General features: G+C 55.4%; 9 protein-coding genes. 7 read left to right on the top strand and 2 right to left on the bottom strand.

All coding sequences use genetic code 11. The features are described 5' to 3' along the window. The first annotated feature begins 1 nt into the window (after window position 1). From QT231_RS18195 to QT231_RS18215, 5 genes are all read left to right on the top strand, one after another. Window positions 2-1,453, top strand: a complete 1,452-nt coding sequence (locus tag QT231_RS18195) for an aldehyde dehydrogenase (RefSeq protein WP_308338242.1) — start codon at window positions 2-4, stop codon at window positions 1,451-1,453. A 445-nt stretch (window positions 1,454-1,898) separates the two neighbouring features. Beyond that, window positions 1,899-2,924 (top strand): TRAP transporter substrate-binding protein, encoded by a 1,026-nt coding sequence (locus QT231_RS18200; protein WP_308338243.1) that lies wholly within the window; start codon window positions 1,899-1,901, stop codon window positions 2,922-2,924. Between the two features lie 12 nt (window positions 2,925-2,936). Next, window positions 2,937-3,464, top strand: a complete 528-nt coding sequence (locus tag QT231_RS18205; RefSeq protein WP_064235751.1) for a TRAP transporter small permease — start codon at window positions 2,937-2,939, stop codon at window positions 3,462-3,464. Continuing rightward, window positions 3,454-4,743, top strand: a complete 1,290-nt coding sequence (locus QT231_RS18210; RefSeq protein ID WP_308338244.1) for a TRAP transporter large permease — start codon at window positions 3,454-3,456, stop codon at window positions 4,741-4,743. The genes QT231_RS18205 and QT231_RS18210 overlap by 11 nt, the downstream gene beginning before the upstream one ends. A gap of 76 nt (window positions 4,744-4,819) precedes the next feature. Then, window positions 4,820-5,851, top strand: coding sequence for a helix-turn-helix transcriptional regulator (locus QT231_RS18215; protein WP_308338246.1), 1,032 nt, complete (start codon window positions 4,820-4,822; stop codon window positions 5,849-5,851). Between the two features lie 59 nt (window positions 5,852-5,910). Here QT231_RS18215 and QT231_RS18220 read toward each other — a convergent pair whose 3' ends face one another. Next, window positions 5,911-7,167 carry a serine hydrolase gene (locus QT231_RS18220; RefSeq protein WP_308338247.1) on the bottom strand — a complete coding sequence of 419 codons (1,257 nt, stop codon included), beginning with the start codon at window positions 7,165-7,167 and terminating at the stop codon, window positions 5,911-5,913. Between the two features lie 209 nt (window positions 7,168-7,376). Here QT231_RS18220 and QT231_RS18225 point away from each other — a divergent pair, with 209 nt between their 5' ends. Beyond that, window positions 7,377-7,547, top strand: a complete 171-nt coding sequence (locus QT231_RS18225; RefSeq protein WP_308338248.1) for a hypothetical protein — start codon at window positions 7,377-7,379, stop codon at window positions 7,545-7,547. Between the two features lie 82 nt (window positions 7,548-7,629). On the opposite strand, the gene QT231_RS18230 is transcribed toward QT231_RS18225, so the two are convergent. Beyond that, window positions 7,630-8,532, bottom strand: coding sequence for a helix-turn-helix domain-containing protein (locus tag QT231_RS18230; protein WP_308338249.1), 903 nt, complete (start codon window positions 8,530-8,532; stop codon window positions 7,630-7,632). Window positions 8,533-8,678: 146 nt separating this feature from the next. Between QT231_RS18230 and pobA the strand changes: the two genes are divergently transcribed. Continuing rightward, the gene (gene pobA, locus QT231_RS18235) at window positions 8,679-9,863 is read left to right on the top strand and encodes a 4-hydroxybenzoate 3-monooxygenase (RefSeq protein WP_308338250.1); all 1,185 of its coding nucleotides are present in this window, start codon (window positions 8,679-8,681) and stop codon (window positions 9,861-9,863) included. The last annotated feature ends 176 nt before the right edge of the window (window positions 9,864-10,039 follow it).

Consider the following 10,039-nt stretch of genomic DNA (forward strand, 5'->3'; position numbering starts at 1 on the left):
CATGAACACTCTCGATCTGCTTATAGGCGGCCATCCACGCTCAGCTCTTGAGTCCGCCACCTTCGAGCACACCAACCCGCTGAGCGGAGAAACTATCACCTGTACAGCGGCCGCAACTGCTAGCGATGCTCGGGCCGCCGCCGAGGCTGCAGCCCGTGCCTTTCCGGCTTGGTCTGCAACTGGCCCCGGCGAAAAACGCGCCAAGCTGCTCAAAGCGGCAGAGGTCATGGAGGCGCGGCAAGCTGACTTTATCGAACGCATGGTCGATGAGACCGGCGCTACGCCAAGCTGGGCAGGCTTCAATGTCATGGTCGCCGCCAGCATTCTGCGCGAAGCGGCGTCGCTGACCACCCAGGTAGGCGGCGAGGTAATACCCTCTAACGTGCCCGGCAGTTTGGCGATGGGGGTGCGGGTACCCTGCGGCGTGGTGGTGGGGATCGCCCCCTGGAACGCGCCGATTATTCTGGGCACCCGTGCCATTGCGACACCGCTGGCGTGCGGCAACACGGTGATTCTTAAGGCCTCGGAACAGTGCCCCGCGACGCACCACCTGATCGGGGAGGTGCTGATTGAGGCTGGCCTTGGCGATGGCATCGTGAACGTGGTGACCAATGCGCCGCCCCAGGCCGCCGAGGTCGTCGAGGCGCTGATCGAGCATCAAGCCGTACGGCGTATCAACTTCACCGGCTCTACCCAAGTGGGGCGCATCATTGCCGAAAAAGCGGCGCGTCATCTTAAGCCGGTCTTGCTGGAGCTGGGCGGCAAGGCGCCATTCGTGGTGCTTGACGATGCCGACCTGGACGCCGCCGTTGAGGCCGCCGCCTTTGGTGCCTTCTTCAACCAGGGCCAGATCTGTATGTCCACCGAGCGACTGATCGTAGTGGATGCGGTCGCCGACGCCTTCGTCGAAAAACTGGCCCGCAAGGCACAAACGCTACGCGCGGGTGATCCTAGAGGCGAAGGCAATGCGCTGGGCACGCTGATCAATCGCGAATCGGGCGAGAAGCTTAACACCCTGCTTGACGACGCCCAGCAGCATGGTGCTCGCCTAGCCTGTGGCGGCAAGGCCGAAGGCGTCATTATGCAGCCCACCGTGGTCGATGGGGTTACCCAGGCGATGCGTCTGTATGGCGAAGAGTCGTTCGGCCCGGTAGTCGCGATGATGCGCGTCAAGGATGAAGAGGAAGCCCTGCGCGTGGCAAACGATAGCGAATATGGCCTTTCGGCCGCCGTTTTCAGCCGCGACACCGCCCGCGCAATGCAGTTTGCCCAGCGCATTGAGTCGGGTATATGCCATATCAACGCCCCCACCGTGCACGACGAGCCACAAATGCCCTTTGGCGGTGTTAAATCGAGCGGCTATGGACGCTTTGGCGGTAAGGCAGGGATCGAGGAGTTCACCGACCTGCGCTGGATGACCATGCAGCTGGGGCCGCGCCATTACCCCATTTAGCTAGTGTAAGCAGGATGGCTGGTAAGAAAGCGACGTCAATAAGAAATCCTTATGGTGGGGCGACTTGCTCGGTAGGGAAGTATACCGAGCTGACAAGGTAATCGTATTTTTCACACTGAAGCCACCTTGGTGTGTTTGAAGGTGGCTTTTTTTTTGGTACTTCAGGCGATCGTTAAGTGCGCTACTGGTCGCTACTTCGACCATAGTGGCGAGTGAATGTTGGAAAAGTCCAATTATATAATGCCATTGTACCTTTTATAGCAAGCCCTCTAGCCAGCATCACTGGAGACTCTAAGCACTCGGCTAGAACGACGCGTTGCTATACCTGAGCATAGACGAATGTCGATTAGCTCTACGCCTCGTAGTGGACTAATGTGATGGCTTAAAGCGAACTAGTATTCGCTATGCGAACTTGAAATAATCCAAGAAAGTCCCGGAGGCTCCCATGAAAATGTCCTTATCCCGATGCATTTTGGCAGCGGCAATTGCTGGCCTGGCCGTTAGCTCGGCCCAGGCAGAAACCACGCTACGTATGGCTCACTTTTGGCCTGGCCCTTCCGGTGTCAATCAAGATGTTCTGCAAGCGTGGGCCGATACCATTGCCGAAGAGTCCAATGGCGATCTAACCATTCAAATGTTTCCCGCCGGTACCTTAGCCAAACCGGACTCCATCTATGAAGCCGCAGCCAACGGTATTGCTGATATTGGCGCCACCGCCCAGGGCTATACGGCTGGCCGTTTCCCGCTGTCGCAAATTGTTGAGCTACCGGGTGTAGCCAGCACCGCGACACAAGGGGCGTGCGTGCTACAGACGCTCTATGACGACGGTCACTTGGACAGCGAATACGAAGATACGCGTCCGTTATTCATGTTCACCACAGGGCCTGGCGGTATCCACACCATCGATACCGATGTGCAAACACCTGCTGATCTAGAAGGCATGCGCATTCGTCGCCCGACGGCGGTGGCGGGCGAAATGCTGGAAAATATGGGCGCCAGCCCAGTGGGTATGCCTGCTCCGGATATCTATACCTCTATGCAGCGCGGCGTTATTGAGGGACTGAGTTTCCCCTGGGAAGGTCTGAAAGGCTTCCGTATCAACGAACTCGTCAACTATCACACCGAAGTACCGTTCTACACGCTGATCTTTGTGGCCACCATGAATCAGCGTAGCTATGACAGCCTGACCCCAGAGCAGCAGGCGGTGATCGACAATAACTCCGGTATGAAATGGGCTGAAAACGCCGGTGCGGTGTTTGATCGACTCGATGTGGAAGGCAAGCAAGAGGCTGTTGACGCTGGCCATACTATTCGTGAAATCGAAAATCCGCTGGAGCATCCTGACTGGCAGGAGCCGCTTGAAACAGGCATCGAAAACTACCTGACGCAGCTGGAAGAGCGCGGTTTGGATCAAGCGCGCGATGTCTATCAGGCGGCGTTGGCAGCCAGTGAGTCTTGCAGCACCCAATAGGGGTAATGTGTCATGCAATCTACTCTTTACCGGGCCAGCCATTGGCTGGCCCTTATTTGTCGCTTGGTGGCCGGGGTCGCTTTGATTGGCCTGCTGGCGGTTACCATTGCTGATGTCAGCACACGCTACCTTTCCCGGTTGACGGAAGGCGCGATTGCGCTGCGCGTATCGGGGAGTGTGGAACTGGTTAGCTATTTGATGCTGTTCGCGCTACTGGCGGCGATGGCGGCAAATGTCGAAAAAAGCCAAGTGGTGGTGGAAGCGTTCTCACATCGCTTACCACAAGCAATCAAAAATCGCGTGCAGGGCTTCTTTTTGCTCGGTTTTATGGCGCTGGGGCTGATCCTGTTTGTGGGCTTACTGGATTCTGCTGCTGCCGCTACGCGACATGGGGAAATAACCCAAGACCTGCGACTGCCCATGGGGCCGATTTACCAATTGGCAGCGGTGCTCAGTTTGCTATTGGGAATACGTAGCTTTATTCATGCCTTGCTAGGCGTCATTTATGCGGCGGGTGAGGAGGTGACTCATGGGGAGTGAAGCGATTGGTGCCATTGGGCTAGGGCTTTTATTGGTACTGATGATTCTGCGTGTGCCGGTTGCCTTGACCATGCTGATTGTCGGGGTCGTGGGGTTTGCCCAAGTCATAAGCTGGGATGCAGCCGTTGCGCAGCTAAAAACCGTCCCGGTTGAGGTGCTCTCTAACTACAGCTTCAGCGCCGTGCCCATGTTTATTTTAATGGGCGTACTTGCTGCCCATTCGGGGATGGCGGGGAAGCTATTTGACTCAACGCGCATTATTTGCGGCGGCTGGAAGGGTGGTTTGGCGATTGCTGCGGTGGGCTCTTGCGGTATTTTCTCCGCAATTTCCGGTTCATCGCTGGCGACGGCGAGCACCATGACCCGGGTGGCGCTGCCGGAAATGGAGCGCTATGGCTATAACCGTGGTTTAGCCACCGGCGCGCTGGCTGCTGGCGGCACGCTGGGCATTATGATTCCGCCCAGCATCGCGCTGCTGATTTACGCCATTCTTACCGAGCAGTCCGTTGGCGATATGTTTATGGCGGGGCTGATTCCCGGCCTGCTAGGGCTAGTGATGTATTCACTGACCATTTCAGTAGTGATGTACCTGCGACCCTCGCTGGCGGTAGCGGGCCAACCCACTGCCTGGAAAGAGAAGCTATCCTCGCTGACCGGCTTAATACCCTTCTTTGGCGTTTTCCTGGTGATGATTTTAGGTATCTATTTTGGTGCCTTTACACCCACCGAGGGGGCCAGTGTCGGCGCGTTCGCCACGCTGCTTTACGCCCTGGTAAAAGGCATGCGCGGTGCCCAGCTATGGCACAGCGTACAAGAGACATTGGCGCTCTCTGCGGTGGTGTTCTTTATGCTGGTAGGGGCTGAAACGCTGGGGTATTTCATCTCGGTGTCGCGCATTTCGTTCTCTATCGCTGACCTGCTCTACGGCATGGATCTCACACCTATTGTGGTGGTGCTGTGCATCCTGGCGCTCTACTTTGTGCTGGGCATGTTTATGGACTCCATCGCCATGCTGGTGATCACCGTACCGGTGGTTTACCCCATTATTCAGGCCATGGGCATCGACCCGGTATGGTTCGGTATTTTGACTGTGCTGACGGTAGAGCTGGGGCTGATGACCCCGCCGGTGGGGATGAATGTGTTCGTGATTAAAGCGATGGCGCCGCATGTGGGGCTGGGGGAGATTTTCAAGGGCGTGACGCCTTTTGTAGTGTCTGACTTAATACGACTAGCGCTGTTAATCGCCTTCCCCATTTTGAGCACAATGTTTCTGCTCTAGGCAGTGTTTGTCTTAGTCTAAGCGTCGTTGAGATAGTAACGATGCAAGGCCTTTGGGGCCGACCGCAGGTGAGACTATGGACATCAATAATAATAAGGCACAAACACTTTCCTGTGATGCCGATGTATTGAAGCGTTTCAGCCGTGAGCTAATGGAGCTGACACAGCTGCCAAGATGCTCGGTTCCTGAAAGGTGGCTATGTGAGGCCGTGCAAGGCTTCGCTAATATTGTTGGCTTTGATGCCGCTTGGTGGGGGCAACTGTATCTTTCGTCAGACGCCTCATCACCTGGCTCATCACCCAGGATCATGATGGATGGCAGCTTGGGGCTGCGCTCATCTTTTGCCCAAGAGTGGCATCGTATTTCCGGGGTGGATCGGTTCGCTAAGGCTTCAATCTCCTACCTGGGCAAGGCGGTGCGGGGAGGGCATGACGATTTACCTGACACGGGTTGCGCCGAGGTTGAAGCTTTCTGTCGGCGCCATGACATTTTGCATAGCATGGCTGTGACGCTAGAGTTTCCATGCAGCGGCATGCTGTTTTTTGTGTCGATTTATCGCAGTGCAACAAGTCGCGGATTCGATAGGCTTGATGCTCTGCTAATGGAGGAGTTTCTCACCCATTTGGCGTATTACTGGAAGCAGTATTTAGCCAAGATTCGTTTTGAGACTCTGCCCAATGGCTGGGATAACTATGCACTTACCAATAGGAAGGGGGAGCTTCTCTATATTGGTAAAGCGGTTCGCGTGGCGCTCGAACGAAAATATGTCGGATGGCAGGGTTCTAGCCTGCCACGACTTATCGCCGACAAGCTAAGCACGGTACCGCCCGCGCTAATTGCTGATGAAAACAAAGGCATCATCGTGCATCACTGTGGTGACCTCATTGCCCTGACGCTATGTTCCCATCAGCGTTCAAGCGCGCTTTCCCCGCGTGAACTCAGTGCCGCTAGCCTCTATGCTCAGGGTAGCTCCTATAAACAAGTCGCCCGAATGCTGGGCATCACCCCGGCAACGGCAAGAACGTATCTGCGTAGCGCTTATGTGCAGTTAGGTGTTAGCAACAAAGTAGAACTGCTTTCAGCGCTGCGTCAGCCTGGTGAGTCATAAATGGCCGCGGCCTTGGCTTGGTATGCCAAGGCCGGTGCGAGTCGTTTTTTAACTGATTTTTACTCAGAAACGAGCTCAGTGAGCTTGTCGAAGAAGGCGAAGTTGTCATCGTCCCAGCCGGCAGCATCGGGCGTGTGGCTTAACTTAACCACCACGGTTTGGTTGTCCGGGTCGATATAGATGTATTGGTTGTAGATACCCATGGCGGTATACGCATCGCTATCAGGGAGGGTCCACCACTGATATTGGTAGCCGAGGTCGGCGCCTTCCGAAATATGCTCATAGCCTGGGTCGGACACCGTGGCCTCTGTTACCCAGTGGGCAGGCACGACTTGGGTGCCGTTAGCCTCGCCCATATTGAGCATCATCAGGCCGAAGCGGCCGAGGTCGCGCAGGGTGGCATTGAAACCAGCGCCATAGAACTCATCGCCACCATCCATGATCCAGCAGCCATCTGCTTCCATACCCGCAGGCTGCCAGATTTTTTCAGACATGTATTCAGCAACTGTAGTATCTAAAACGCTCGCCAGCACACAGCCCAGCACGCTGGTATCCAGGGTGGCATAGTTGAAGCGTTCGCCGGGCTCGTACTCCGGCTCGGAAGAGGCAATGGCGTAATCGCACCAGCGGTAGTTGTTAGCCACAAGCGCGTTGTCGTGCACTTCCGTTAGTTGGGTGTCTCCGCCGAACTCATAGACCTCTTCCCAGGCAACGCCAGAACGCATCCGCAGTACATCGATGACGCGAACATCGTTGTAACCAGTGCCTGCTAGTTCGGGTAGGTATTTAGTGACCGGGTCATCGAGGCTCTCAATTTTGCCCTCTTCAACGGCGATGCCTACCAAGGTCGCCAGGATCGACTTTGAGGCCGAGAATACCGCGTGCTGGCTGTCATCACTGAAGCCGTTTCGATACTGCTCATAAACGATTTTGCCATCTTTAATGACCAGTAGCGCGTTGGTCTTAGTATTTTCCAGGTACTCCTCTAAAGGTACCTCGTTCCCTTCAAACGAGAAGCTGTCATCAATTTCAATCAAGTCTGTTTCAAGCGGCCACGGCGTTGCCGAAGCGGCCACGCGGCGGGTGGCAAACATTTTGTCTAGCTGTTGGAACGTCAGAAAATTGAGGTCAGGGTTAAACATATTGGCCCGAGCATTAATCATCGTCTCGGTGACCCACTGTTCCCCGATTGTTCGCTCCCCGTTTTCTTGTAGAGAAGATGCCAAACAGGCCGTTGAGGTAAGGGAAACGATCGCAGCAAGACAGATAGCATTGTACTTCGTATAGCTCTTGGAATTGTTCTTGGGAATGATCATGGTTTCTCCTAGCGAGGGTAGGTCTGGTCTAAATGGCCATGGGTTGCCCGCCGGTGAGGCGTGCTCGCACTCCATACTAGAAAGAGTCATTCGGGAAGTAACCCCTGCAAATGCAGAGGGGGGGGCAGTGTTAGTGGTAAAACAGATGTGGGCTAATGAGGTTGTGATTAGGGCCTGTTGAGCTCAACAGGCCCTGATGATCAGTGGGGATGACGCACAATCGGCTTGATTGCCCGGCCATGCTCGGCATCGTCAATCGTTTGGTTGATCTGATCTCAACCTACTTTTTAGTTCTGATAAAGGCGAATAAGAATAAATTAAAAAGCGTTCCACTACGTGTCGGTGGTGCTCCAAATTTTAGTTGGCTGCTGGGCAGCTAAAGGGTCTCACCAGCTTCAGACCCTTGGTTGGCTTCAGCGTTGGTTAGCTCTCATTGCCTGCTAGATAGTAACGGCTTCGCGTCTATGACTGGGCGTGCTGGCGCAGCCGAAACTCCCGCGGCGAGAGCGTGGTATTGCGCTTAAAAAAGCGTGTGAAGTAAGCCGGTTCAGAGAAGCCCAAGCTGTCAGAGACCTGGCCAATGGTCATATTGGTATAGGTGAGCTGGCGCTTGGCTTCCAGCAATAAGCGTTCATGCAGCAATTGCAGGGCGCTGCGCCCGGCGAGCTGGCGGCAGAGCAGATTCAAGTGTGCGCTACTCACCCCGATCTGCTCGGCTAACTGCTCAATACTTGGCTGCTCGCGATAGTGGGCGTCGATCAGCGCTTGATAGTGTTCTAAATGGTGCCGTCCTTTGTCACTTTGGCGGGGGCCATAGCGTTTTGTCGTGCGGCCTGCATAAGCACAAAGACGCGATAGCTCGACCACCAAGGCTTGGGTAAGTGCTTCAAGTAGGCTATTGCGTCCGGGGGCCGGTTGGCGGTACTCCTGGTCGATCTGGGCCACCAGCGTGGCAATTTTGTCGGTCTGGTTTGGCTGGAGCAGCGGATAGAAGTCGGCTTTTTTTAGCGTACTGCTCTCACCCATTAGTGCATGTAAGTGGTCGGCCAGCGGTTTGGCGAGGGTGATAATGTGTCCTTCCACATCCGGTGAAAAGAGAAAGCCGTGAATAGCCATCGCGGGCACAACAATAGCGCTGGGGCTCTGAAGCTGATGGCTTGTTCCCTCCAGTTCCAGCTCAACGCTACCGTGAGAAATAAACAGAATATGCACGAGATCAGCGTGGCGGTGCGGCCGGATCCGCCAGTCATGTAGCTGGCTGCGCTCGGGGATGGACTCGCAGTGGAGCAAGTCGGGCGTGGGCCAGTGCTGCGTCTCGCCATACAGTTTAAAGACCGGAACGGACGTTGCCGATGAGGCTGGCATCACCTGCTTCTCCTATACGACTAAGGTTGGGTAATAAGACGCTAAATGTCCAATAATTGATCTAGATCATGCCTTATTATGCGGCGTGTTTCATTGAAAAATACAAGTCATACGTTTTAGATAATGACAATGATGAGGCATCCCCTATGAAAACACAGGTCGCGATTATTGGCGCAGGGCCTTCAGGCCTATTGCTGGGTCAGCTACTGCATCGTCAAGGCATTGATAACGTGATTGTTGAGCGGCGTAGCGGTGAGTATGTATTAAGCCGTATCCGCGCCGGTGTACTTGAGCAGGGCATGGTGGACTTGCTGCGCGAAGCGGGGGTTGACCAGCGCATGGATGAAGAGGGCCTGCCCCATGAGGGTTTTGAGCTGGTTTTTGATAACCGCCGCGTGCGGGTTGCGCTGGACGAACTGACCGGCGGCAGCAAAGTGATGGTATACGGTCAAACAGAGGTCACGCGGGATCTGATGGAGGCCCGCGCCGCCGCTGGCGCGACAACGCTTTACGAGGCGGAAAACGTTCAGCCCCACGATCTGGATAGTGACAGCCCCTATTTAACCTTTGAGCACAACGGTGAAACGATCCGGCTTGAGTGCGACTACATCGCCGGGTGCGACGGTTATCATGGCGTCTCCCGCCAATCGATCCCTCAAGAGCGCATAAAAGAGTTTGAAAAGGTCTACCCGTTTGGCTGGTTGGGGGTGCTCTCGGATACGCCGCCAGTCTCCGATGAGCTGATTTACGCAAGCCACGAGCGCGGCTTCAGTTTGTGCAGCATGCGCTCCGCCACCCGTAGTCGTTACTACCTTCAGGTACCCTTGGATGAAAAGGTAGAAGATTGGTCGGATGAGCGCTTTTGGGAAGAGCTGAAGCGCCGCTTGCCTGATGACGTTGCCGCAAAGCTGGTGACTGGGCCTTCGATTGAGAAGAGCATCGCACCGCTGCGCAGCTATGTGGTTGAACCGATGCAGTATGGGCGGCTGTTTCTGGTCGGCGATGCGGCGCATATCGTACCGCCCACCGGCGCCAAAGGGCTTAACCTGGCGGCCAGCGACGTCAATACGCTCTATCGGCTAATGGTGAAGGTCTATCAAGAGGGCCGCACGGATTTGATCGAGCGCTACTCGCAAACCTGCCTGAAGCGCATCTGGAAGGCGGAGCGCTTCTCCTGGTGGATGACCTCCATGCTGCACAACTTCTCTGATGAGGAAGATTTCAACAGCCGCATGCAGTTGGCCGAGTTGGACTACGTCACCAGCTCTAAAGCAGGGATGACCACCATCGCAGAAAACTATGTGGGTCTGCCTTACGAATCACTGGAATAGCACTTACCTTTCTCCGTTTATCCTCCTTGCCCAGGCTGATGCTTGGGCTTTTTTTATAGTGCGCCAGGCATGGCGCGCAGCGCCTTGACTGGCGCTGTTCCTGGGGGTGGTGCCTCAGGATGACTTGGGGGTGAAAGTCCCCTGCACGCCCGGCAAGGGGAAGTGCTAGCCGACGG

The sequence above is a fragment of the Halomonas sp. SpR1 genome, from assembly GCF_031010175.1.
GTDB lineage: Bacteria > Pseudomonadota > Gammaproteobacteria > Pseudomonadales > Halomonadaceae > Vreelandella.